The organism is Streptomyces lacaronensis (assembly GCF_047337785.1).
In the GTDB taxonomy this organism is placed as follows: domain Bacteria; phylum Actinomycetota; class Actinomycetes; order Streptomycetales; family Streptomycetaceae; genus Streptomyces; species Streptomyces lycopersici.
The window spans coordinates 6,333,936-6,356,152 of sequence record NZ_JBLHDK010000003.1; the positions used below are offsets into that span (position 1 = coordinate 6,333,936).

The following is a 22,217-nucleotide window of genomic DNA, read 5'->3' on the forward strand; positions in this document are numbered from 1 at the left end:
CAGGCACATCGTGAGCACTCGGGCTTGCAGCCCGATGGCAGGCCGCTGGCAGCCCCCGTCCCTCCACGAGGCCGTGACGACCGAACTGCCAGTCGCCTGTGCCACGGTCCCGTCATGAATTTCCCCAGGACCTGGCGCACGCTGCCGCAGACCCTGCTCCATTCGCTCTGGAACGGCCTGGTGGCCTTCGGCGCGCTCCACATGCCCCCGGCCGAACCCCAGTCCGAACCCCAGTCCCACCCGGAACGCCTTCGCCCCGACATCCCTCTCACACCCCAGGAACGCGCCCTTCTGGCATCCCTGCGAGGCCCCGATCTCACCCCGCACACTGAACAAGAACCCCAGTCCGGACCAGGTCCGAGCTGGGGTTCTTCGGGTTTTCGGGGGTTCAGCCGTTGATGGGGGGCTTGGCGGACCAGGCGGTCAGGGAGAGGGTGCCGTTGTCGAGGTCCTGGTTGAAGGCGACCGTGCTGTGGGAGTTGCTGCCCGTCGGGGAGATCTGCAGGTACTTCGCGTGGGCGGTCCCGGCGCCGGTGGTGGTCCACACCAGGTCGGCCCAGGCGCTCTTGCCCGGGGCGAGGGTGATCGGGTGGGTGCCGGGGTCGGTGGCGAAGTAGGTGCTGCCGTGGCGGGCGGTGGTCTTGATGGCGGTGTGGCCGGCACCTTCGAGGGCGACCCCGGCGTAGCCGCTGATCACGCAGGTCTCGTCGCCGGTGTTCGTCACCTTCAGGAAGGTGCCCCGGTGGTTCATCCCCGCCTGGGAGGTGCCGGCGGAGTCCAGCGTCCCCCGCAGCGTGCCCGGCTGGCATTCGGAGGTCGCCTGGGCCTTGTTGGCGCCCGAGCCCAGGGCCGTTGCCTGCTTGCCGGTCTTGTCGCCCGCCTGGCTGTGGATCGAGGCGTCCGACTGGGACGACTTCGCGGAGGACGACGCGTGGGAGGAGGAGTTCCCCTTGGCGTCGGACGAGGAGTCGTTGCTCCCGCAGGCGGTGAGGGCGACGGCCGAGGCAGCGGCGATCAGCGCGGCCGCACCGGCCTTACGGATACGGCGGTTGAGAATGTGGTGCGACATGACGACCCCCATGGGCTTCTGGTTTGTGCGGTTCCTGCTCACGCACCATCCATGGTGTCGGCCGCCGCTGGCGTTCTCTTAACGGTCGCTGCCGATCCGCTAACGCCCGGCTAACGCTCGCCGTCACCGCGGGGTCCAGTCGGCCACGAGGTCCAGGAGCCCGGGGAAGCGGGCGTTGAGGTCGGCGATGCGGACATGGCTGCGGCGCTCCAGGCCGTATTGGCGCTGGCGGGTGATGCCTGCCTCGCGGAGGGCCTTGAAGTGGTGGGTGAGGGAGGACTTGGGGCGGTCGAGGCCGAACCAACCGCAGGTGTGATCGAACTTCTCCGATTCGAGAAGGAGTTTGCGCACGATACGGAGGCGCAGCGGATCGCTCAGCGCCGCCAGGACCGTCTCCAGGCGGATGTCCTCCACGGCCGGCTCCGGGAGCGGGGGCGGGAGGTCCGGGGGTTCGGGGAGTGCCTTGATGGCGGGGCGTCCGTTGTCGGTTGTCCGGGGGGTCATGGATGGGTCCTGTGGGTCCTCGGTGCGCGGCTCTCTGTTCTCTGTACGAGTTCAATCGTACTGCATGCTAAGTTCGACTCAAGTCGTACTAAGGATGTTCGGGAGGAGCTGTCGTGGTGCGGAGTCGGGTGGGGGCGGTCTCGGGTGTGCGGGACGCCGACGGAGGGGCAGGCGGCGTCGCCACCCGGTGGGTGTGGACCGCCGCGTGGCCGGTGACCGCGGTGTTCGTTCTGTCGAACGCGGCCACGCCGCTGTATGTGCGGTGGCAGCGTGAGATCGGGTTCTCCAAGGGCACCCTGACGGTGATCTTCGCCTGCTACATCGTCGGGCTGCTCGGTTCGCTGCTGGTCTCGGGCGTGGTCTCGGACCGGGTGGGGCGGAAGCCCGTGCTGCTGCCCGCGCTCGGGCTCGCGCTGGCGGCGTGCGCGATCTTCGCGAGTGCGTCGAGCGTGGCTGCGCTGCTCGTGGCGCGGCTGTTCAGCGGGATCGCGGTCGGCGCCGTCGTCTCCGCCGGAATGGCGGCGGTGACCGATGTGGCCGGGCCGGAGCGGCGGCGGCTGGCGGCGCTGCTGGCCTCGTGCGCGATGGTGTTCGGGGCCGGTCTTGGGCCGTTGCTCGCGGGGGTGTTGGGTGAGGGGGTGTTCGTCCTGGAGGCGGTGCTGCTGGTGGTGGCGGTCCTGGTCGTGGTGCGGATGCCGTTGCGTGGTGCTTCCGCCGCGTCTGCGCCGTCCGCGTCTGCGCCGTCTGTGTCCGCGCCGTCCGTGCCTGCGCCGTCCGTGCCCGCGAGGTCCGCGCACGCGAGCGGCGCCTGGGTGCGGATTCCCGGGGTGCCTCGGGGGAGTGGCGGGGAACTCCTCATGGGGATCGCCGTCTTCGCGCCCGGCATCACCGCCACCTCCTTCGTGCTCTCCCTCGGGCCGTCGCTGCTCTCGGGGTTGCTGGACACCACCAGCCCGGTGGTCGCGGGGGCCATGGCCTTCGTGATGTTCCTCACCGCGACCGGAGCGCAGTTCGCGGTCCAGCGGCTGGACCGGCGGACGATCCTCCTGGCCGGTGCCGTCAGTACGACGATCGGCATGGGCGCGCTCATCGCCGCCGTCCTCGCGTCCTCCGTGCCGCTGCTCGTCGCCGCCGCGCTGCTGGCCGGGGCGGGGCAGGGGATGGGGCAGCTCGGTGGGTTGTCGCTGCTCAACTCCAGCGTTCCGCCGAGCCGTCTGGCGGAGGCCAACGCGGCGCTCAACGTCGGCGGCTATGTGCCCGCGGGCGTACTGCCGGTAACGGCGGGTTACCTCAGCGACGCTGCGGGGCTGACGGCGGGGGCGACCGTGTTCGGGGCCGTGCTCATGGCATTGGCCCTCGTCGGGGGCCTGGTGGTCGTCGCCGGACCGCCGTCCGCCCGTAGGAAAGAGGCATGAGGGCATGGAGGGTGGGTAGGCGGGACCCCAATCAGCCTATGCATGCAGCCGATACAGGGAGTGCGACGGTGAACGACACGGCACCCGCGACGATGTCGATGCTGACAGCAGCGGAAGCTGAGCAGGCACATGATGTCCGCATAAGTGACATTGCGGTGGATGGAGTTGAGACCGCAGACGCCGTGGATCTGCCCACGGTGGACGATCCGGCGAAGGTGGCGCCCAAGGACGCACGGGCGCTGACCAAGACGTTCCTGGATCGGCTGACCGAGCTGGAGGAGGGGACGCACGAGCACCAGTACGTGCGGAACACCCTCATCGAGCTCAATCTGTCGCTGGTCCGGTACGCCGCCCGGCGGTTCCACAACCGCTCGGTGGAGATGGAGGACATCGTCCAGGTCGGCACCATAGGGCTGATCAAGGCGATCGACCGGTTCGACCTGAGCCGTGAGGTGGAGTTCACGACCTTCGCCGTTCCGTACATCGTCGGCGAGATCAAGCGGTTCTTCCGCGACACCAGCTGGGCCGTGCATGTCCCCCGCCGGCTCCAGGAGTTGCGGATCGACCTCGCCAAGGCGAACGAGGAGCTGTTCCAGCGGCTGGACCGGTCGCCCACCACGGCCGAGCTCGCGGAGCATCTGCGGCTGAGCGAGGACGAGGTCGTCGACGGACTGGTGGCCAGCAACGGCTATCTCACCACCTCGCTGGACGCGCCCGCGGACCAGGAGGGCGGCGCCACGCGCGTGACCACGTACGCGGACCGGTTCGGCGACGTCGACCCGGCCATGGAGGCCGTGGAGAACCTGCACGCGCTCAAGCCGCTGGTGGAGCAGCTCGGTGAGCGGGACCGCCGCATTCTGCAGATGCGGTTCGGCGAGGAGATGACGCAGTCGGAGATCGGCACCGAGCTCGGCGTCTCCCAGATGCATGTCTCCCGGCTGCTCAGCCGTGCGCTCGGCCGGCTGCGGCGCGGAATGCTCACCGAGGGGTAGTACGCCCGACGCCCGAGGGATGGGCCCGCGTACGAAAGGGCACTGCCGCCGCGCTGCTGATCACAACGCTGCTGATCACAACAGAAAGCCGCTGATCACAACAGAACATGACCGAAATGAAGGGGCCTGGCCGGAGATTTCTCCGGCCAGGCCCCTTCGGCCCGTGCTGTGGTTTATCTGTACCGTCTTCGGGTTACCAGCGGTACCACCGTCCTCGCCGCCCGCCGACTGTCGGCCGGGCGATGAAGCCGATCAGCCAGACGGCGAGCACGATGACCGCGATCCACCACAGAGCCTTCAGGGCGAATCCGGCGCCGAAGAGCAGCAGAGCGAGAAGAAGAACGACAAGCAGGGGGACCATGATTACCAACCTCCTCGCCGCGCCGGGTACCCCACCGGGAATCCGGCACACCTGATCAATTCATGCTTTTTCGAACACTCGGTTACTCCTGGTGGGCCGGATGGCGTGGCGTCCCACGGTGAGCGGAGGCAGGCTGGAAGGGCAGAGGTCAGAGGGTGATACGTCATGATCCAGCCAGCCGATATCCGTGAGTGGCGCGACCAGGATGTCGTCGATGAGCAGGGCCGCAAGATCGGAGTGCTTGAGGCGATCTACGTGGCCACGTCCAACGACGAACCCGCCATGGCCACCGTCCGCACCGGACTGCCCACCCGTCACCGTCTGGTGTTCGTCCCCGTGGACGACGCGGTGGTCGGGCCGGGCTATGTGAAGGTCTCCTACACGCGGTCGCTGGTGAAGAAGGCACCCTCGCTCGGCGTGGACGACGTGCTGCCCGCGGAGCAGGAGGGGGCGATCTTCCAGCACTACGGGAAGACGTACCAGTCGGGTCCGGGCGGCGGGCGGCAGCTCGCGCGCCGCTGATGGCCGAGGACGTTTGACGATCGAGGAGAGGTGTCGGCGGTGGCGCTCTTCCTGTTCCTGGTGATCGTGGCCATCGTGCTCGGCCTCATCGGCTGGGTGGTGCACGGTCTTGGCTACCTGCTGGTCATCGGCGTGGTGATACTGGTGGTCGACATCGTCCTCGGGCTGGTGCGGCTGGCACGGCGGGGCGGGCGGCGTCGGCTCCGATGACGGTACGCGCCGAGGCCCGCGTCCCCTTCGGGGCGCATGCCATCCCGTACGCCCCCGGCACGCTCTGGCCCTCCTGCGCCGGCGACCCGACGGCGGCCGACCGGCGGGTCCTGGACCACTACGAGCTGTGGAAGGCGTACTTCCTGCGGTCGGGCGAGGAGGCGGGCGGCCGGGACCGGTGCGCGGTGTTCACCCCCGACGCGGCGCACCCGTTCGTGGCCGAGGCCCAGGGCTACGGACTGGTGATCACCGCGCTGATGGCGGGCGCCGACCCCGACGCCCGCGCCCTCTTCGACTCCATCCTCCGGCATGTCCTGGCCCACCCCTCCGTGAACCACCCCGATCTGCACGCCGCCCAGCAGGACGCCGAGGGCCGGGACGTCGGCGGTCGGGACTCGGCGACCGACGGCGACCTCGACATCGCGTACGGACTGCTGCTCGCGGCCCGGCAGTGGGGCGGTGGCCACGGCGGCCACGGCGGCCACAACGGCCACAGCGACTACGACTACGAGGCGCTCGCGGTGCGGCGGATCGACGCCGTCATGGAGTGCGAGGTGCACCCCACCACCCGGCTGACCAAGCTCGGCGACTGGTCCTCTGGCCGCTATGACGAGGTCTCCCGTACGTCGGACTGGATGCCGGACCACTTCCGGGCGTTCCGCGCGGCCACGGGCGATCGGCGGTGGGACGAGGTGCTGGACGCGCATCTGTCGCTGGCCGGGGAGCTGCGCGCCCGCCATGCCCCGGCCACCGGGCTGCTCCCCGACTTCGTCGTGGACACCACGTCCGGCGAGCCGAGGCCCGCGCCGGGTCAGGTCCTGGAGAGCCCGCACGACGGCGACTACCACTGGAACGCCTGCCGCGCCCCCTGGCGGCTCGGCGCCGACGCGGTGACCAGCGGCGACGTACGCACCCGGGCGGTCGCGCGCGGGCTCAGCCGCTGGGCGAGGGCGGCGACGGGCGGTGATCCCGGGCGGATCCGGAGCGGATACCGGCTCGACGGCACGGCCTATGGGGGCCCGGGATCGCCCGCCTTCTTCGCGCCCTTCGCGGTCGCCGCGCTGACGGAGGGCGGGGACGACTCAGGCGCCGAAGGGGCGCAGGGCTGGCTGGACGCGCTGTGGGCGCGGATGTGCGCCTTCCCGCCCGATCCGGCCCGCGCCTACGAGGCCGGGGTGCGGCTCCAGTCGATGCTGGTGGTCAGCCACAACTACTGGGTGCCGTAGGCGCGGCCACCGTCTCGCACAGCGACTCCAGGGCGTCCCGCGCCGGGCAGTCGGGCAGCGCGGACAGGGCCGCGCGGGCGGCCTCGGCCTGACGGGTGGTCTCCTCGCGGGCGCGGTCCAGGACCGGATGGGTGCGCAGTCGCGCCACCGCTTCGGAGCGCCCCGCCCGCTCGGCGGGCCCGGTGAGCAGCTCGTAAAGCTCCCGGTCCGCGAGGTCCGCGGGATCGGCGAGGTCCGCGGGATCGGTGGGATCCGCGAGGCCCGCGACCCGTGCCAGCAGCAGGGTGGGCAGGGTGAGGCGGCGGGCGGTGGGGGTCGCCACCTCGTCGGCGAGATGGCTCGCCACGCCCAGCCGTTCGCCGTACCGCGCGAGGGCGTCCGCGACGCTCGGGTCCGCGCCCGAGGCCAGCGCGCCGAGCCGTCCGGAGACGGCGGTCAGCGAGCCGGTCCGGCTCGCCAGCACGTCCAGATGGTGCTCGACGGGGTCGCGGCCGTCGTGCGGTCCGGTCGTCTCCAGGATCTGGCCGGTGACCTGCCGCCGGAACGCCTGGGCCTGGATCCGTACGGCCTCCGGCCCCAGGTCGGCCAGGATGTGCGAGGCGCGGGCGAAGAGGAAGTCGCCGGTGAGCACCGCCACCGTGTTGTCCCAGTTGGCGTCCGGGCGCGGGGCGTCACGCCGTATGGCCGCCTCGTCCCGGACGTCGTCGTGGTAGTGCGTGGCCAGATGGGTCAGTTCGACGACCACGGCGGCGGGCACCACACCCGGGGCGCCGGGGTCGCCGAACCGCGCCGCCAGCAGCACCAGCAGCGGCCGGAGCCGCCGCCCGGCCGTGCGCGTCAGCTGCCGCGCGGCCTCGGTGATGAACGGCACATCGCTCTTGGTGGCCCGCAACAGGCCCTCTTCCACCGCCGCTTGGCCGGCCCGGAGGCCGTCCGCCAGCGCGTGGTCCCGCACGGTCGGCTGCATGGACAGAAATGTCTCATATGTCGTCGGTAGTGGGCTTGAGGGCGTGTCATCGGCGGCTGGTTTCAGGACGTCGAAGTGGTCCAAGGGTGACGGGTCAGAGGTCCGGCGCGGCCGGGATCCTGGCCCGGATGCGACTTCCCTGCCCGGGGCGGCTGTCCACGTTGAGCGTGCCGCCCACCTCGCGGGCCCGCTCCCGCATGGAGAGCAGCCCGAGATGGCCGGGGAAGGAGCCCTTGCAGTCGAAGCCCACGCCGTCGTCGGCGACCGTCAAGGTGACGGCGCCCGGTTCGTTGAGCAGATGGAGCCGTACGTTCCGGGCCTGCGAATGCTTGGCGACGTTGTGCAGCGACTCCTGGGCGATCCGGTACAGGGCGTGCTTGGCCTCCGGTGTGGTCTCCGGTTCGGCGTCCAGCTTCGCCTCGGTGGCGATCCCGTACCGGGCCCGGAGCGTCTCGACATGCTGGGTGAGCGCGGCGACCAGGCCCCCGGTCTCCAGCGATTCGGGCCGCAGCCGGCACAGCAGGATCCGGGTCTCGGCGATCGCGGCGTCCGCGAGCCGCCGTATGTACTCGATGGGCTCGGCGAGTTCGGTCAGCTCGGCGAGGTCCACGACCTCCCCGGCGGTCTCGTGCCCCGCCTCCGGATCGATCCGGCCCGGCGCTTCCGCGTGACTCGCCGGCCCGGCCCGGCCCGCCGCCGGCTCCGCGCTGTCGATGTCGCGCTCCAGCATCTCGCGGGCGGTACGGGCGCCCAGCGCGATGCCGTAGAGCGCCTGTGAGACCGAGTCGTGGAGCTCGCGCGAGATGCGATGCCGCTCCTCATGGACGGCCTTGTCCTGGGCGGCCGCCCGCTGCCGGTCGTTCTCCACCGCGCAGGACGCGTGCCCCGCGATCACCTCCAGGAGGGTGATGTCCGCCTCGCCGGGGTCGCGGCCGGGCGGGAAGTGGCAGCACATCGCGCCGATCGCGGTGGATTCGCGCAGCAGCGGCCAGGCGGCCACCGCGCCTCGCGCCGGGCCCTCGCCGTCCGCGCCCGTACGGCCACCGCCGTGGATGACGGGCGCGGCCCCGCCGATCGCCTCCAGCGCCGGTTTGCGCGACGGCGGGGTGTGGCCGTGGCCGCCGCCGACCAGGCGCAGATTCGCCGACGGACCGGGCTCCAGTAGATAGACCGTGCAGCTCGCGGCGCCGGTACGGGCCACCGCGCCCGCGGCCAGGGAGTCCAGGGTCCGCCGTACGCAGGGGCCGGAGGAACGGGGGAACACCGAGGGGCCGGACGAGCTCCCGGAACCGTTGCTGCCCGGTCCGGCCGCCGCCGACGCCAGCCGCCGCAGATGCTCCCGGTGCCGGATCTGGGCGACCGCGTGGCCCGCGGCCGCCGCGAAGCGCCCCACGGTGCTCACATCGGCATGGGTGAGCCGGCGCCCGCCGCCGCGGTTCGCCACCTCGATCACCCCCACCGGGTGGCCGCGCACCAGCAGCGGCGCGTCCAGCACCGAGGCCGGGACCGCGTGCCGGGGGGCCCGGCCGCGTCGGCGCGGCCGCCGTTCGTCGCCGGAGACCGTGGGCCGTCCGGCGCGGATCGCCTGGCGGGCGGGGGAGGAGCCGCCGGGTGTCAGCGGTCCGCTCGGCGCGGTCCACGGGGCGCCGTCGGTGGCCCGTATCGTCAGGACGTCGCCCGGCTCCAGCACCATCACCCGGGCCATGTCGGCGCCCAGGAGCTCCCGCACCCGGCGGGCGATCAGCCGGAGCGTGGCGTCGGCGGTCTCGCCCGCCAGGATGCGTCGGGTCACCTCGGCGAGCGCGGTGGCGCTCCGTCTCCGCCGGGTCGGGATCCACCGTGTACTGATCACGCCGACCACCACTGCTCCCTCGTCGTCGACTCCACTGTTTCCGGAGGGGTGAGCTCACCAGCGGGCACCAGGCCGGACTGCACCGCGTAGACCGCCGCCTGGGTCCGGCTGTGCACCCCGAGCTTGGTCAGGATGTGGCTCACATACGTCTTCACCGTCTGCTGGCCGATCCGCAGATCGTGGGCGATCTCCTTGTTGGCCTTGCCGCGCGCGAGCATGGTCAGCACCTCGGTCTCCCGCTCGGTGAGCTGCTCCGGGCCGCTTGGCTCCCTGACCTGGCCCATCAGCCGGGAGATCGCGGCGGGGGAGACATGGATCTGGCCCGCGCCCGCGGCCTTCACCGCGTTGCGGAGGTCGTCGGCCTCGGCGTTCTTCAGCAGGAAGCCGATGGCGCCCGCCCGGACCGCGCCCATGACCATGGCGTCGTCGAGGGAGCTGGTCAGCGCCACCACCTCGACCTCGGGGAGGTCCTGGCGGATCTCCGCCGTGGCCGATACGCCGTCCATCACCGGCATCAGCAGATCCATCAGGACGACGTCGGGGCACAGCTCCCGGGCCAGCCGTACGGCCTCCCGGCCGTTGGTCGTCTCGCCGACCACCTTGATGTCGTTGTCGAGGCCAAGGATCATGCGTAGGCCCTGCCGGACCACCGCATGGTCGTCTGCGATCAGCACGCGAAGCGCCACTTGGTTCACCTGCCCATGGAGTACCCCGCCGCACGGGCGGAGACGTGCGCGGAAAGGGTCGCGATCAGCGGTTCGAAGAGGGGGAGGGCCAGCAGGACGAGGACGCCCGCCGCCCACCCGCCCAGGACGTCACTCACCCAGTGGGTGCCCAGATAGACGGTGGTCAGACCGACGCCGACGGCCATCACGCAGGCGATCAGAGCACCCGTCCGCCGGTGGTGACCGGCGAGATAGGCGAGGGCGCCCCAGACGACGACGGCGTTGGCGACGTGACCGGAGGGGAAGACCATGCCGCCGTGGAAGAGCTCGGCGGACCCGGGGGTCCGGGCGTCGTACGGGCCCAGCCGCCCGGTGAGGATCTTGACGGCGCCGACGCTCGCGTTGAGCAGCAGCAGCGCCACGCCCAGGACCAGCGGCGGACGCAGGCTCCGGGTTCGGCCGCCGCGCCAGACGGCCCAGGCCAGGGCGGCCAGGGCGGTGGGGCCGCGCTGACCCGCGATGACGAAGGTGTCCAGCACCGGCCGGACCCGCGGCCACTGTTCGTACGGCTTGAACAGCGCCACCTGCCAGTCGAACCGGACGAGGTGTGAGCCGGTGAGGAGGGCCGTGAGGACCACCGCGTAACAGGCGGCGGCCACCAGGAAGGCGATCGTGTGCCGGCGGCTCAGCGGGCATCGGATCCGTCCAGGGACTCGCATGAGGAGGGAACCCGTCTCGGTAGCTCCACGATTCCATCCGAAGGGGGATTTTCTGCCCCATTTGGCCCCGGCCGCCCCGCCCCCGGCCACCCGCTCCGGATGGTCCCGCCCCAGGTCGCCCCGCCCCAGTTGGTCCCGCCCCATCCGTACGGCCCCATCCGTACACCCCCGTCCGTACGGGCCCGGTCGGGCGAACCCGTACGGCGGAACGCAAACGGCCCCCGCATCAGCGGGGAGCCACCGCCGTACCGAAGGTGGACACGGGTCAGATCAGCCCGTCTATCACTCCTCCGGCCCCTCCGGCTGCGCGGGCTTGAAGCCGAACTCGGCGGCCTTCGCGACCGCCTCCAGCTGCGAGCGCGCCTCCAGCTTCTCCAGGATCCTGCGCACATGCGTGCGCACGGTGGCGTAGCTGATGCTCAGCCGCTCCGCGACGGCCCGGTTGTCCAGGCCGTGGCTCATCAGCGTGAGGATCTCCTGCTCGCGCGGGGTCAGACTCTCCAGACGCTCGGTCTGCTCGGCGGTGGACCGCGCGTCCTCGCGGTGCCGTGCCAGCACCTCCACCAGCGTGCTGGCCGGGATGAGGGTCTCGCCCTCGGCGGCCGAGCGGATGGCGGACGCGATCTCGTCGCCGCTCGCCGACTTCAGCAGATAGCCGCAGGCGCCCGCCTCCACGGCGGCCAGCAGTGCCGAGTCGCTGGCGTCGGCGCTGAGGATCACGATGGCGACGGACGGGTCATGGGCCCGGATACCACCGGCCGCGTCGGCCCCGGTGCCGTCGGGCAGCCGGAAGTCGACCAGCGCCACATCGGGCTTCATCTCCTTGGCCATCGGCACGGTCTCGGCGACCGAGTCGGCCCAGCCGACCACCGTAAGATCCGAGTACTCGGCCAGCAGGGCCCACAGCCCCTCGGCCACCACCCGGTGGTCCTCGACGATCAGCACCTTCGTCAGTTCGGGAGGTGCGGTCACGGCTGCGGGTCCCCTTCGGGGGAGTCGGCGGTGGCGAGCGGCGCGCCCGGGGGAGCGCCGAGCGGCACCCAGAACTCCACGGTGGTGCCGGAGCCGGGTTCGCTCTCGATCCGGCACCAGCCGCCCGCGATCTGGGCCCGCTCCTGGATCAGGGAGAGCCCGAGGTGGCCGGGGCGGGACTCCACCTCGAGCGGGTTGTAGCCCTCGCCGTCGTCGACGATGCGCACCAGGCAGCCGTCGTCGAGCCCGAGCAGCTGCACATGGACCGTCTTGGCGTGGGCGTGCTTGCGCACGTTCACCAGCGCCTCCTGGGCGGTCCGGTAGATCAGCGCCATCGTCTCGGCCGGGGGGTGGGCGGTGAGCCGGTCCTCCAGCCGGTAGGTGATGCCGGTCTCGGTGCGTATCTGCTCCAGCAGGCCGCGCAGCGCCCCGGCCAGGCAGCCGTGCTCCAGGCTGGACGGCCGCAGGTCGAAGATCAGCTGGCGCAGCCGGCTGAGCGAGAGCTTCAGGGTCTCGTCCAGCTTGTCCATCACCCGCTGCTCGTCCGGGTCCCGCAGCCGCCGGCGCAGCTGCTGGAGGCGGAGGCTGGCGGCGGTGATCACCTGGATGGTGTCGTCGTGGATGTCGGCGGCGATCCGGCCGCGCTCGGCCTCCTGGGCGTGGACCAGATGGCTGAGCAGCGCCTGGCGGTCGCGGTCGGTGACCTCCAGCAGCTCCAGGCTGCGCTCCAGGACGAACTGGGCGCGCTGCACCTCGGTGATGTCGCGGATGGTCAGGACGGTGAGCAGGCCCTCCTCCGTACGCAGCGGGCTGATGCTGACGTCGGCGGGGAACTGCTTGGCGTCGCTGCGCCGCCCGACCAGCTCCATGCTGTGGCCGACCGGCTCCTCGATGCTGTCGTCCCATTCGCGCAGCGAGACGGTGAGCGGCTGGTCGGGCAGCAGCGCCTCCACGGCCCGGCCGATCAGATGGTCGCGGTCGTAGCCGAAGAGCGCCTCGGTGCGGTGGTTGGCCGCCTGGATCCGGCCGCTGGTGTCCACGATCAGCATCGCGTCCGGGGAGGACTCTATGAGCTGGCGGAACCGGCTCTCGGCCGCCCGCAGCTGGCTGAGGTCGGCGACGAAGACCACCCCGCGGGGCTGCCGGCCCTGTAGCTGGCCGCCGCTGAACTGGGCGGGGAACTCGCCGCCGTCGCGGCGGCGGCCGCTCATCGCGGACGGCGTGGTGGAGACCCGGCCGATCAGCTGCTCGGAGGCGGCGCGGTAGCGCTCGGGGACGAGGTCCCGCAGCCGCTTGTCGCGCAGCTCCGCCGAGCCGTAGCCGAACATGTGCCGGATGTGGGCGTTGGCGTACTCGATCCGGCCGCGCGGGCCGACCACCAGCACTCCGCAGGGGGCGTGGCCCAGCAGCTCCAGATACGAGTCCTCCAGGCGGTTGCCGACCAGGTCCTCGAACCGCCAGGAGGCTCGTTCGGCGCGGCGCAGCGGCTCGGTGCAGTCGGCGAGCAGCTCCGCGGACATGCTGAACTGATCGCGGGCGGCCCGGATGATCGCCTCGAGGATCTCCTCGGCGGGGGTGCCCTTGACCAGATAGCCGCTGGCCCCGACGGCGAGCATGTTCAGCACGGTCTCGCGTTCGCCGTGGGCGGACAGCGCCACCACCCGGGCCTCGGGAACCTGGTCGCGGATGGCCCGGACGCTGCTGGGGGCGTCGCCCCGGGGCATGTGCACGTCCATGATCACGACCCGTGGGCGGTGGTCCACCGCCGCGCGCACGGCCTGCTCATGGTTGATGGCCAGGCCCACCAGCTCCAGGTCCGGGTGGGAGTCGATGAGGTCGGCGAGCGCCTCACGGACGGCCGGGTCGTCATCGGCCACCACAACGGCGATCCGGTTGTCGCCCATCGCTACCCACCTCCCTTGAGGACGGCGCCCTGCAGCTCGCGGGGCTCGAGTTCATCGCGCCGGCAGTGCGCCAGCGACGGCATGACCGCGGCCAGCGGCGCGACCAGCACGTTGTAGTGGCTTCCGATGCGGTCGCAGACGGCCACCGCGGTCGCGGCGTCCCAGACCGCGGCCCAGAAGGCCCAGTCGTGTTTCTTGTGGTTCCGCGCGGCGTCCAGGGCGGCCCGGCGCGCCACCGAGGCGGCGACCAGGATCCGGTACCGCTCCTCGGGCGTGGTGGTGCGGTGGACCACTGCCCAGCCCTCGGCGCGGGTCTGGCTGGACGTCTGCTTCCACAGATCGGCCACCCGGTCGATCTCCTCCGGGGAGAGGTCCTCGATATGGGTCAGGAATTGTAGGACTCTTCGTGAGTTAGGGCCGAAAACTACGCTCATAGGACACTCCAGGACGCATGGTACATCTACCGAACTGGTGAGCCGCCCGGGTGAGCCGCCCCACGGCCGTCGGCGGCCGGTCGCTCCCTGGAACGTGGGCCTGATTTCCCGCCGCTTCCGCCGCTTCTCGCCGCTGTCCGCCGCTGTCCGCCGCTTCCCGGCGGACAGCACGGCCCGGCCCACGTTCTCCCTCGGCGCCACTCGCGGTCCCTAATCCCCGCGGCCCTGGGACATGTTGATGCTCGCCCTGGCGACGCCACCGCTCTTCTGGCCGATGAGCTGGAAGGACACACCGCTCTCATCCGCCGGAGTGATCTTGTACGAGCCCACGGCCGCCGCCTTGCCCCGGCTGTCCACCTGGAACGTCCCGATCTTGCGCTGGGCCTTCGAGCCCGAACCGGCGTAGGCGGTCACGGTCTCGCCCGGGGCGAAACCCGCGACATAGAAGCTGAGCGTGGTGCCCGCCCTGCCGCCGAAGGCGCTGGGCTCGGCGGACGGGCTGTACGGCAGCACGGTGAAGCCCGAGCGGACCACGGCCCGGCTCTGGTCGCCGATCGCCATCAGCGTCTGCCGCCCCTTGAGGCCGAACGGCACGTTGAACGCCACGTCGCGGATCTGCCCCATGCCGTTCGCCTGGGCGGTGAAGGCCGGCAGGCCGCCGGTGGAGTTGATGTAGACCAGCACCCGCTCGCCGGGCGCGAACTTGTTGGCGGACAGCGTGATCCGCTGGCCGGCCTTCAGCGCGTACGGCTTGGACTTCATCGAGGGGTACATGGCCAGCATCTGGAAGGGCGCGGTGGCCGTGGTCTTGCTGCGCTTGCCCACCAGGACCAGGGTGCTGGAGCCGGTCGGGGCCACGCCCACCTTGATCGCCGCGTGGGCGACGCCGCCGCTGCCGTCGGTGCGCAGCGTGGTGACGGGGATACCGGTGGTCCTTCCCCAGAAGACGTCGATCGGCTCACCCGGGCGGAAGCCGCGGGCGGAGACCGTCACCACGTCACCGGGCCGGCCCACCATCTTGTTGATCTTGGCGGTGCCGACGGCGCCACCGGTGATCACCTTGGCCTCCGCCGTCTTGCTGCTGCCGCGCTGCTGGGCGACCAGCGTCGCGGGCCGGTTGCCCGCGGTATCGGGCATGGTGAACCGGGCGTAGATCGACCCGAACCGGTCCGAGCGCACACTGCCGATGGCGCGGCCCTTGGTGTCCGACTTCCGGGCCTTGATCAGGATGTCCACGGTGGCCTTCTTGTCGAAGCCACCGCCCTCGACCGCGGCACTGCCGCCGGGGGTGACCAGGCCCGGGTTGATCACGATGATCGGGCCGGAGGCCTGGGGGACCCGCTGATTGCCCAGCTTGATGGTCTTGGGCTGCTTGGGCGGGCGTATCTCGTGTTGCTGCCGGGAGTGCTCCTTCTTCGGGGCGCCCCCGCCTCCGCCGCCGGTGGTGTCCAGGGCGCCTCCGAAGCCGCCGCGCGCGACCACCTGGACGAGCGATCCGACGATCGCGAAGACCACGAGTGCGAGCAGGACGGTCTTCCAGGTGAGCTTTTTCTTCTTCTCACCGTCGGGGGTGTTCTCCTCGTCGAGGGTGTTCTTCTGGTGGGGGAGGTTCTCCTCGGCGAGGGGGCTTTCCTCCTCGGGGATTTCCTCTTCCTCGAGGATGTCGTCCTCATCGGAGACGTCCTCTTCCTCGGGGATCTCCTCTTCCTCGAGGATATCGTCTTCCTCGGAGATACCGTCTTCCTCGGAGACGTCGTCCTCGTCGGGGATTTCCTCCTCGTTCTCGGGATCATCCCTGTCCTCCCGAACATCCCAGTCGTCGTCGTACTCAGGCATGGCCTTCACCTCCTCTTCCCATGGCTATTGCACACGGTAGATTTCCAGCTTGATATTGCCCCGAGTCTCCGACCAGACGCGGGTGGAATTTTGCAGCGCCTTGAGAATCCAGTTCTCTCGGCCGTCGCCATTGTTGAGCATCATGGATCTGCGCATCTTGTTCGACATGATGATGTAGTCCACGTACTGCCATTTCTTCTTGAACAGTTTGTCGCGGACGTCCGGGTCGGACGAGGCGTTCCAGTGGGAGTGCGCGTACGGGTAGAACGGGCGGATATCGTGCAGCTGACTCCACAGGTCGTCGTCCATGACGATGCGCGAATTCGGCGGAACGTGCTTGCGTACCCAGGCGATCTGAGCATGCTGCATTCCGGTGAGGTTGATCTTGGACTGGTACTGGTCGGCAATCTGCGTACGGCCCTCAGTATTGGTGTGGACGAGATATCCGGAGGCCGGTGACGCCAGGAGCAGAATGGCGACGAACGACGGCACGGCGACCCGGGTCATGGAATGGGCACCACGCATGAACCGACTGGCGAACGAGCCCTTGAGCAACCGGTCCGTGACCATGCCGACATTGAGCGCGAACATCGGGATCAGCGGCGTGACGTAGAAGTCCAGCACCACGCTGCCGCGCACCAGATAGAAGGCGTATCCGAAGGCCAGCGTTCCGGCGACCAGAAAGCCCAGGTTGCGCCTGCGGTTCCGCACGCCGATCCACAGGCAGATCACCATCGCGCACACCCCGGCGATCAGCAGGACCTTGTCCCGCACCAGCCAGCTGGTCTGAAGCAGTCCGGTGTGGCTGAAGAGGGTGCCCTGGTTACGGTTGAGCTGCCACCACAGGGTGTAGAGCAGCGAGACGTGGTCAGCGGGCGGATTGTTCAGATCGAAGTCGAATCCGCTCGGCAGCAGCTCGTTCTTGAGCAGTGCGTAGGTCACATATGCGCCGATCGGGCTGAGCGCGGCGAATGGCCAAAGGGTCCTGGTGAACCGACGGCTGGGCGATCCCTTGATTCTTCGGTAGAGCAGATACATGAAGGTCGGCACGAAGAAGATCGCGTTCTCCTTGGTGATCAGGGCCATCCCCAGCGCCGCCCCGCCGCCGAACACCGCTCTGATCGTGACTTCCCGGCGGAGCAGCATGAACAGGCTCAGCAGCAGCCAGAAGATCATCAGGTTGTCCAGCAGGACCTGCCGCTGGAAGTAGACCGCGATCGGCGAGACGTTGAAGAGGAATGCGGTGACGGTGGCGGCCAGCACACTGCCGGACAGCCGCCGGGCGATCTCGAACAACAGATAGACGCTGGCGATATGCACCAGCAGCATCAGAAATCGTCCGGTGTTGATTGCGCTCCCGAAGGTCTCGAACTGCTTCGGCAGCGGAAAGGCCCAGCCGGCCAGGGTGATCCAGCCCAGCGGGGCGTGGTCGTAGTCGTAGGTGTACGGGGACAGGCTGGTCTCCCGCAGCACCGACCACGCCCGCTGCATATAGATGCCCTCGTCGGTGAGGTAGAGGGGGTAGCGGAACAGGTGGTAGCCGTGGGTGAGCACGCCGGTCAGCAGGGAGACGACCAGGGCGATCTTGCCCTTGTTCCCCAGCGGGGGGAACCAGCCGCGCGCCACGGAGAACCGCGGGCCGCGACGCGGACGCCGCGCGGGGGCCTTGGCGTTCTTGGCCGCCACGGTCTTGTTGCCTGGTGCGGTGCTCTTGGCCGCCACGGTCTTCTTGCCTGGCGTGGCGCTCTTGTTCGGTGCGGTCTTGTTGCCTGGTGCGGTGCTCTTGGCCGCCACGGTCTTCTTGCCTGGCGTGGCGTTCTTGGCCGGTGCGGTCTTCTTGCCCGGTACGGTGCTCTTGTCTGGTGCGGTCTTCTCGTCCGGTGCGGTGCTCTTGTCCGGCGGCGTGGTGCTCCTGTGGGGCGCGGTCTCCTTGTCCGCCGCGGTCTTCCGGCCTTCCGAGTCGACGGGCGCCGACCGCGAGGGCGTGGTGTTATCCGACACGCGACTCCGCCTCCTCGGTGGTGGCCCGGTGGGCGCCTACGTGCTGTGTCTTCTCCCAGTCGTGGCGGCCGAGCATCTCGCGCCGCATGGCCCGCAGCGCGGCGTACGCGAGGATCATCTGAAAGGGGAACCAGGCGATGGCCATGCGCATGAGGGCTTTGGGCGAGGCTTCGAGGCCATGGGCGCCGGTGAACTCGTACAGACCGACCGCCTGGACCAGAAAGTGCGCGGCCAGCAGCAGTACGGGCAGATACGAGCAGAGCGCGATCAGCACCGGCACCTTGAGGATGAGGATCATGCCGAGCGAGATCGGCAGATAGAGGCCGAGCAGCGCCTGTCCGCGCGGGAACACCAGGACGTAGAAGGCGAGCCAGCGCTGTTTGCGCGTCGGCATCTTCTTCCACGTGCCCTTCTTCAGGGTCTGTATAAAGCCCTGGCTCCAGCGGGTGCGCTGCCGGATGAAGTGGCCGAGGGTCGGCGGGGTCTCCTCCTTGGTCACATACCGGTCGTCATAGACGACGCGCACCCGCTCGCCCATGGCGGATATCCGCAGGCCCATGTCGGCGTCCTCGGTGAGGTTGCGGTCGTCCCAGCCGCCGAGCCGCAGCAGCAGTTCACGGGCGAAGAAGACGGTGTTCCCGCCGAGCGGTATCGAGCCGTGGTGGGCGTGGTAGTGCAGCCGGCTCTTGAACCAGAAGAAGTACTCCAGGACGTTGAGCGTCGAGTACCAGTTGGACTCGTAGTTCATCAACTGCACACCGGCCTGGACCACTCTGACCTTCTCCTGCACCATCACGGTGTTCACCAGGCTGAAGATCTCCGGGTGGATATCGTCCTCCGCGTCGAAGATCGTCACCACTTGGTTGGCGGTGTGCGGAAGCGCCGTGTTGAGGCCGTGCGGTTTGTTGATCGGCTGGTCGTCGAACACCACGACCCGCACGTTGCGCAGCCCTTCCCGCTTCAACTCGTCGATCTTCTCCTCGGCTTTTTTGATCGTGCCGTCGTCGTCCTGTGAGCAGATCACGAAGACCTCCAGCAGTTCGGCCGGATAGTTGGCCCGCACCACGCGCTCGATGGTGTTCTGGATGACGTCTTCCTCATGCCGGGCGGGCAGTAGGACACTGAAGGAGATCTGGGGCGGCAGGAATTCATCCGGCGCCCGGGCCCTCCGTTCGGCGTCCGCCCGGTCCCAGGTGTAGAGCATGAGATAGAGGACATGGGCCGACTGCACGGTGAGCAGGATCGAGACCACGATCAGCACCAGGTAGATGATGGCGACAATCATCGGCTCCGCCTCCCCCAGACCCAGCCGGTACTCGACGCGAAGTTGACCGCGAAAGCCGCCGCGATACCGAGGCCGTTCGCCAGCAGCAGATGCGTTCCGGTGCGCGCCAGCGACCAGACGATGAGCACATTGACCCCGAGGCCGCCCAGGACCGAGATATTGAACTTGATGAATCGTCCGAGGGATGGCGTGGCCACCGCGAAGGTCCACCGGTCGTTCAGCAGGTAGTTGTGAACGACGGCGATTTCCACCGCTATCGACGACGCCGCCAGCAGCGGCAGTCCGGCCCAGTGATAGAGGACGAAGAGGACCACCGTGTTCACGACCACACCGCCCCCGCCGACCACCGCGAAACGCAGGGCCAGACCGGGCATGCCCGCCATCGGGTTCCGGACCTGGCGGACTCGGAACAGCATTCCGGCCCGCCTGCGGGCATTACGGTCGGTGCTGTCCGCCTCTTCGCCCGGCTCTCCGGTGCGCTCGCTGAACGTTCGGAAACGCTGCATCGCGACTCCCTCGACAGGAGGCTCTTATCGCCGTTGACCCAAGAGTGCGTCACCCGAAAAGGAGGTAGTACCCGCGCTCGGGGGAGCGGGTGGTACACCTTCGGCGGACCCCTCCTATCCCCCGTATTGGGGAGAGCCGGGTCCGGGGTATCCGGACCGGTCCCCCAAAGAAGGGACGGGGCGCTCACCCTCTCGCGGGTGCCAGTACCTGCGGGGGATGCCCAAAGATGAAATGGGCCGGACGGCCTTGCGTCCCGTGCGAGGAGAGTAGGTGACGTAATGTCAGGTCACGTGATGTCACGCCATCCATTCGCCGGCCGGGCCGGAGCGGTCATCGCCGTGATGACACTCGCACTGGCCACGCCGGCTGCGGCAAGTGATTCCGATTCCAGCGGGCTACACGAATCCGGTGGGCTGCGCGATTCCAGCGGGCTGCGCGATTCCGGTGGGCTGCACGATTCCGAATGGGCGCTGACCGCGCTCAAGGCGGAGCGCGCCTGGAAAATCAGCAAAGGCGCCGGAGTGACCGTGGCGGTCATCGGCACCGGAGTCGACGCCTCCCATCCGGATCTGCGCGGCCGCGTGGTCCGCGGAAAGGATTTCGCGGGCGGCACCGGCGGCTTCGGCACCCGGGACGGCGGCAAGGCGGCCGAGCAGTCCACCCATGCCGCCGGAATCATCGCCGGCACCGGCCGCAATTACCGCGGCGACGGGGTGTACGGGCTCGCGCCCAAGGCCAAGGTGATGCCGCTCGGCGTCTACCGCGACGGAAAGCCCCTCGCCGACCCCACCGCGAAGGCCATCCGGCACGCGGTGGACCATGGCGTGCGCGTCATCGACCTGGCCGTCAACTTCAAGCGGCCGACCCCCGCACTGCGGTCCGCGGTGAAGTACGCCGTCGGCAAGGACGCCGTGATCGTGGCCGGCGCGGGCGACAACGGCAAGATCGGCAACCGGCCCACCTACCCGGCCGCCTTCCCCGGAGTGGTCGCCGTGGTGGCCACCGACAAGAAGGGCGCCGTCTGGACCTCCTCCCACCACGGCGGGAAGACCCTCCTGGCCGCCCCCGGCGTCGCCATCCTCACCACCTCCGGCGACAACGACTACTGGACCGGCGACGGCACCGGCTTCGCGGCGCCCTGGGTCGCGGCGGGCGCCGCGCTGCTGCGCTCGGAGCACCCCCGCTGGAACGCCAACCAGGTGGTCCAGAAGCTGATCGACACCGCCGACCGCAAGGGCTCCTCGGGCCATGACCCGCGCTACGGGTACGGGGTGATCGCCCCGGCCAAGGCGCTGGCGGACCGGGCCGCGCCCCCCGCCTCGGCCGAGCTCTCCGCGCCCCGCGGCCATCCGTCCGCCACCCCGGACGCCGCCGCCCCCAAAACCGAGGGGGATGAATCCGCGCTGGTCACGATAGGTGTGGTGGCCGGGGTCCTGGTGGTGCTCGCGATCCTGGCGGTGGTGCTCATCAGCCGCCGCAGGCCACCCGACAACTCCCACCACGGCTGAGGCCGGGCAGGACTCGCCATGATCACGAAACTGTGCGGCCGCGACCGCCGCCCCCGCCCGCCGGCGCGCGCCCGCACCTCCCGGTGGGCGGGGCGGGGCGTCGCCCAGCTGATCGTGATGGTGCTGGTGGTCGAGGTGGTGATGGCGGCGACCACCGTGCAGGCCCTGTTCGTGGGCCCGGTGCGGCCGCCCGCCACCAAACCGTCGCTCCCCGTGGCCAAACCGTTCTTCCCGGCCACGACGCGCTTCTACGTCGACCCCCACAACCCGGCCGCGACCTGGGTACGGGACCATCCGCACGACCGGCGGGCGGCGGCCATCGCCCGGCGGATCGCCGCCGAGCCCCAGGCCGCCTGGCTCACCGAGACCAATGAGTCCCTGGTCGAGGAGCGGGCCCGCAACCTCGTCCGCACCGCCGCCGCCCGGCGACGGCTGCCGGTGCTGGTCCCCTACACCATTCCCCAGCGCGACTGCCAGCAGCTGAGCTCCGGCGGCGCCGGGGACACGGCCGCCTACCGGCGCTGGAGCGACGCCCTCACCCGGGGCATAGGCGACGGGCGCGCCATCGTCATCCTCGAACCGGACGCGCTGGCCCATATGAGCTGTCTCAAGCGGCGGCAGCAGGCTGATCGGTTCGCGGCGCTGGCGTACGCGGCGCGGGCGCTCCAGCGGGGCGCGCCGCGGGCCCGGGTCTACTACGACGCCGGGAACTCCGGATGGCAGCCCGCGCGGACCATGGCCGAGCGGCTGCGGCGCGCCGGTATAGAGCGGTACGGAGACGGGATAGCGGTCAACGTCTCCAACTTCAACGCCACCGCCGACGAGGTGCGCTACGGGCTGTCCGTGATCCGGGAGCTGCGCCGGCCCCGGCTGGGGGTCGTGGTGGACACCAGCCGTAACGGGGCGGGGCCCACGCGTAACCACAGCTTCTGCGATCCGCCGGGCCGCAAGCTGGGCAGGCCCCCCACCGCCGCCACGGGCATCCCCGGGGTCGATGCCTTCCTGTGGGTCAAGCAGCCGGGCCAGGCGGACGGCTGCGCCGCCGGTGCGGGGATGTTCGTCCCGCGCTACGCGTACCGACTGACGCGCTGAGGCTGCGCCCTCCTCGGCCCCGTCCTGGGCCGTGCCCGGCCGAACTCGGCGCCTGCGGCGCGCTCGCCCCCTCCCCGCCCCTCCCCGAACCTGCGGCTCCGCCCCAGCCCCGAATCTGGGGCTGCGCCCGTGGCCCCCGGGCGGGGTCTGTGCGCCTGGTCCCGGCGGGGGCTGCG

At 70.3% G+C, this 22,217-nt stretch carries 22 protein-coding genes; 8 read left to right on the top strand and 14 right to left on the bottom strand.

Annotated features, from left to right (window positions below; genetic code table 11):
- The first annotated feature begins 114 nt into the window (after positions 1–114).
- Positions 115–399, top strand: coding sequence for a DUF6059 family protein (locus tag ACMTAK_RS27675; protein ID WP_413808688.1), 285 nt, complete (start codon positions 115–117; stop codon positions 397–399).
- Here ACMTAK_RS27675 and ACMTAK_RS27680 read toward each other — a convergent pair.
- Positions 389–1,069 (bottom strand): DUF4232 domain-containing protein, encoded by a 681-nt coding sequence (locus ACMTAK_RS27680; RefSeq protein ID WP_413808689.1) that lies wholly within the window; start codon positions 1,067–1,069, stop codon positions 389–391. The two genes, ACMTAK_RS27675 and ACMTAK_RS27680, sit on opposite strands and share 11 nt — an antisense overlap.
- A gap of 123 nt (positions 1,070–1,192) precedes the next feature.
- Entirely contained in the window at positions 1,193–1,573 is a 381-nt protein-coding gene (locus tag ACMTAK_RS27685) for an ArsR/SmtB family transcription factor (protein ID WP_413808690.1), read from the bottom strand.
- 128 nt (positions 1,574–1,701) lie between these two features.
- On the opposite strand from ACMTAK_RS27685, the gene ACMTAK_RS27690 reads away from it, so the two are divergent.
- Positions 1,702–2,988 carry an MFS transporter gene (locus ACMTAK_RS27690; RefSeq protein WP_413813005.1) on the top strand — a complete coding sequence of 429 codons (1,287 nt, stop codon included), beginning with the start codon at positions 1,702–1,704 and terminating at the stop codon, positions 2,986–2,988.
- Between the two features lie 92 nt (positions 2,989–3,080).
- On the top strand, positions 3,081–3,980 hold the full coding sequence (locus ACMTAK_RS27695) for an RNA polymerase sigma factor SigF (RefSeq protein ID WP_413813006.1): 900 nt from the start codon (positions 3,081–3,083) through the stop codon (positions 3,978–3,980).
- Positions 3,981–4,173: 193 nt separating this feature from the next.
- Here the strand turns inward: ACMTAK_RS27695 and ACMTAK_RS27700 are convergent, their stop codons facing one another.
- On the bottom strand, positions 4,174–4,341 hold the full coding sequence (locus tag ACMTAK_RS27700) for a hypothetical protein (protein WP_020870302.1): 168 nt from the start codon (positions 4,339–4,341) through the stop codon (positions 4,174–4,176).
- Between the two features lie 165 nt (positions 4,342–4,506).
- Here ACMTAK_RS27700 and ACMTAK_RS27705 point away from each other — a divergent pair, with 165 nt between their 5' ends.
- Genes ACMTAK_RS27705 through ACMTAK_RS27715 form a run of 3 tightly spaced genes read left to right on the top strand, consistent with a single transcriptional unit; the run spans position 4,507 to position 6,299 of the window.
- Positions 4,507–4,863 carry a PRC-barrel domain-containing protein gene (locus ACMTAK_RS27705; RefSeq protein WP_413808691.1) on the top strand — a complete coding sequence of 119 codons (357 nt, stop codon included), beginning with the start codon at positions 4,507–4,509 and terminating at the stop codon, positions 4,861–4,863.
- 39 nt (positions 4,864–4,902) lie between these two features.
- Positions 4,903–5,073, top strand: coding sequence for a hypothetical protein (locus tag ACMTAK_RS27710; protein ID WP_413808692.1), 171 nt, complete (start codon positions 4,903–4,905; stop codon positions 5,071–5,073).
- Positions 5,070–6,299, top strand: coding sequence for a glycosyl hydrolase family 8 (locus ACMTAK_RS27715; protein WP_413808693.1), 1,230 nt, complete (start codon positions 5,070–5,072; stop codon positions 6,297–6,299). Before ACMTAK_RS27710 ends, ACMTAK_RS27715 begins: the two co-directional genes overlap by 4 nt.
- On the opposite strand, the gene ACMTAK_RS27720 is transcribed toward ACMTAK_RS27715, so the two are convergent.
- The 11 genes from ACMTAK_RS27720 to ACMTAK_RS27770 form a co-directional block, all read right to left on the bottom strand.
- Entirely contained in the window at positions 6,274–7,266 is a 993-nt protein-coding gene (locus ACMTAK_RS27720) for a polyprenyl synthetase family protein (protein ID WP_413808694.1), read from the bottom strand. The two genes, ACMTAK_RS27715 and ACMTAK_RS27720, sit on opposite strands and share 26 nt — an antisense overlap.
- Before the next feature lie 94 nt (positions 7,267–7,360).
- Positions 7,361–9,118: a sensor histidine kinase gene (locus tag ACMTAK_RS27725; RefSeq protein ID WP_413808695.1), complete on the bottom strand. Its 1,758-nt coding sequence runs from the start codon at positions 9,116–9,118 to the stop codon at positions 7,361–7,363.
- Entirely contained in the window at positions 9,115–9,804 is a 690-nt protein-coding gene (locus tag ACMTAK_RS27730; protein WP_413808696.1) for a response regulator, read from the bottom strand. Before ACMTAK_RS27730 ends, ACMTAK_RS27725 begins: the two co-directional genes overlap by 4 nt.
- A 5-nt stretch (positions 9,805–9,809) precedes the next feature.
- Positions 9,810–10,502 carry a phosphatase PAP2 family protein gene (locus ACMTAK_RS27735; RefSeq protein WP_413808697.1) on the bottom strand — a complete coding sequence of 231 codons (693 nt, stop codon included), beginning with the start codon at positions 10,500–10,502 and terminating at the stop codon, positions 9,810–9,812.
- Between the two features lie 282 nt (positions 10,503–10,784).
- Positions 10,785–11,474, bottom strand: coding sequence for a response regulator (locus ACMTAK_RS27740; protein ID WP_182467728.1), 690 nt, complete (start codon positions 11,472–11,474; stop codon positions 10,785–10,787).
- Entirely contained in the window at positions 11,471–13,378 is a 1,908-nt protein-coding gene (locus ACMTAK_RS27745) for a PAS domain S-box protein (RefSeq protein WP_413808698.1), read from the bottom strand. Before ACMTAK_RS27745 ends, ACMTAK_RS27740 begins: the two co-directional genes overlap by 4 nt.
- Positions 13,379–13,380: 2 nt before the next feature.
- Positions 13,381–13,812 carry a hypothetical protein gene (locus tag ACMTAK_RS27750; protein ID WP_044573182.1) on the bottom strand — a complete coding sequence of 144 codons (432 nt, stop codon included), beginning with the start codon at positions 13,810–13,812 and terminating at the stop codon, positions 13,381–13,383.
- 210 nt (positions 13,813–14,022) lie between these two features.
- Positions 14,023–15,648: a hypothetical protein gene (locus tag ACMTAK_RS27755; protein ID WP_413808699.1), complete on the bottom strand. Its 1,626-nt coding sequence runs from the start codon at positions 15,646–15,648 to the stop codon at positions 14,023–14,025.
- A gap of 24 nt (positions 15,649–15,672) precedes the next feature.
- A complete protein-coding gene (locus tag ACMTAK_RS27760) occupies positions 15,673–17,649 on the bottom strand; it encodes a glycosyltransferase family 39 protein (RefSeq protein ID WP_413808700.1) in 1,977 nt (658 codons plus the stop codon).
- On the bottom strand, positions 17,639–18,934 hold the full coding sequence (locus ACMTAK_RS27765; RefSeq protein ID WP_413808701.1) for a glycosyltransferase: 1,296 nt from the start codon (positions 18,932–18,934) through the stop codon (positions 17,639–17,641). The genes ACMTAK_RS27760 and ACMTAK_RS27765 overlap by 11 nt, the downstream gene beginning before the upstream one ends.
- Positions 18,931–19,440, bottom strand: coding sequence for a GtrA family protein (locus tag ACMTAK_RS27770; protein ID WP_413808702.1), 510 nt, complete (start codon positions 19,438–19,440; stop codon positions 18,931–18,933). The genes ACMTAK_RS27765 and ACMTAK_RS27770 overlap by 4 nt, the downstream gene beginning before the upstream one ends.
- 294 nt (positions 19,441–19,734) lie before the next feature.
- Between ACMTAK_RS27770 and ACMTAK_RS27775 the strand changes: the two genes are divergently transcribed.
- Together ACMTAK_RS27775 and ACMTAK_RS27780 are read left to right on the top strand one after the other, a co-directional pair.
- Positions 19,735–20,949: a S8 family serine peptidase gene (locus ACMTAK_RS27775; protein WP_413808703.1), complete on the top strand. Its 1,215-nt coding sequence runs from the start codon at positions 19,735–19,737 to the stop codon at positions 20,947–20,949.
- An 18-nt stretch (positions 20,950–20,967) separates the two neighbouring features.
- Positions 20,968–22,041, top strand: coding sequence for a glycoside hydrolase family 6 protein (locus ACMTAK_RS27780; RefSeq protein ID WP_413808704.1), 1,074 nt, complete (start codon positions 20,968–20,970; stop codon positions 22,039–22,041).
- Positions 22,042–22,217 lie beyond the last annotated feature (176 nt).

What these genes read in the sequence shown, in the direction of transcription:
- ACMTAK_RS27675 (WP_413808688.1), top strand. Translation starts at nt 115, where the DNA reads ATGAATTTCCCCAGGACCTGGCGCACGCTGCCGCAGACCCTGCTCCAT.
- ACMTAK_RS27680 (WP_413808689.1), bottom strand. Translation starts at nt 1,069, where the DNA reads ATGTCGCACCACATTCTCAACCGCCGTATCCGTAAGGCCGGTGCGGCC.
- ACMTAK_RS27685 (WP_413808690.1), bottom strand. Translation starts at nt 1,573, where the DNA reads ATGACCCCCCGGACAACCGACAACGGACGCCCCGCCATCAAGGCACTC.
- ACMTAK_RS27695 (WP_413813006.1), top strand. Translation starts at nt 3,081, where the DNA reads ATGTCGATGCTGACAGCAGCGGAAGCTGAGCAGGCACATGATGTCCGC.
- ACMTAK_RS27700 (WP_020870302.1), bottom strand. Translation starts at nt 4,341, where the DNA reads ATGGTCCCCCTGCTTGTCGTTCTTCTTCTCGCTCTGCTGCTCTTCGGC.
- ACMTAK_RS27705 (WP_413808691.1), top strand. Translation starts at nt 4,507, where the DNA reads ATGATCCAGCCAGCCGATATCCGTGAGTGGCGCGACCAGGATGTCGTC.
- ACMTAK_RS27715 (WP_413808693.1), top strand. Translation starts at nt 5,070, where the DNA reads ATGACGGTACGCGCCGAGGCCCGCGTCCCCTTCGGGGCGCATGCCATC.
- ACMTAK_RS27720 (WP_413808694.1), bottom strand. Translation starts at nt 7,266, where the DNA reads ATGCAGCCGACCGTGCGGGACCACGCGCTGGCGGACGGCCTCCGGGCC.
- ACMTAK_RS27735 (WP_413808697.1), bottom strand. Translation starts at nt 10,502, where the DNA reads ATGCGAGTCCCTGGACGGATCCGATGCCCGCTGAGCCGCCGGCACACG.
- ACMTAK_RS27745 (WP_413808698.1), bottom strand. Translation starts at nt 13,378, where the DNA reads ATGGGCGACAACCGGATCGCCGTTGTGGTGGCCGATGACGACCCGGCC.
- ACMTAK_RS27750 (WP_044573182.1), bottom strand. Translation starts at nt 13,812, where the DNA reads ATGAGCGTAGTTTTCGGCCCTAACTCACGAAGAGTCCTACAATTCCTG.
- ACMTAK_RS27755 (WP_413808699.1), bottom strand. Translation starts at nt 15,648, where the DNA reads ATGCCTGAGTACGACGACGACTGGGATGTTCGGGAGGACAGGGATGAT.
- ACMTAK_RS27765 (WP_413808701.1), bottom strand. Translation starts at nt 18,934, where the DNA reads ATGATTGTCGCCATCATCTACCTGGTGCTGATCGTGGTCTCGATCCTG.
- ACMTAK_RS27770 (WP_413808702.1), bottom strand. Translation starts at nt 19,440, where the DNA reads ATGCAGCGTTTCCGAACGTTCAGCGAGCGCACCGGAGAGCCGGGCGAA.
- ACMTAK_RS27775 (WP_413808703.1), top strand. Translation starts at nt 19,735, where the DNA reads ATGTCACGCCATCCATTCGCCGGCCGGGCCGGAGCGGTCATCGCCGTG.
- ACMTAK_RS27780 (WP_413808704.1), top strand. Translation starts at nt 20,968, where the DNA reads ATGATCACGAAACTGTGCGGCCGCGACCGCCGCCCCCGCCCGCCGGCG.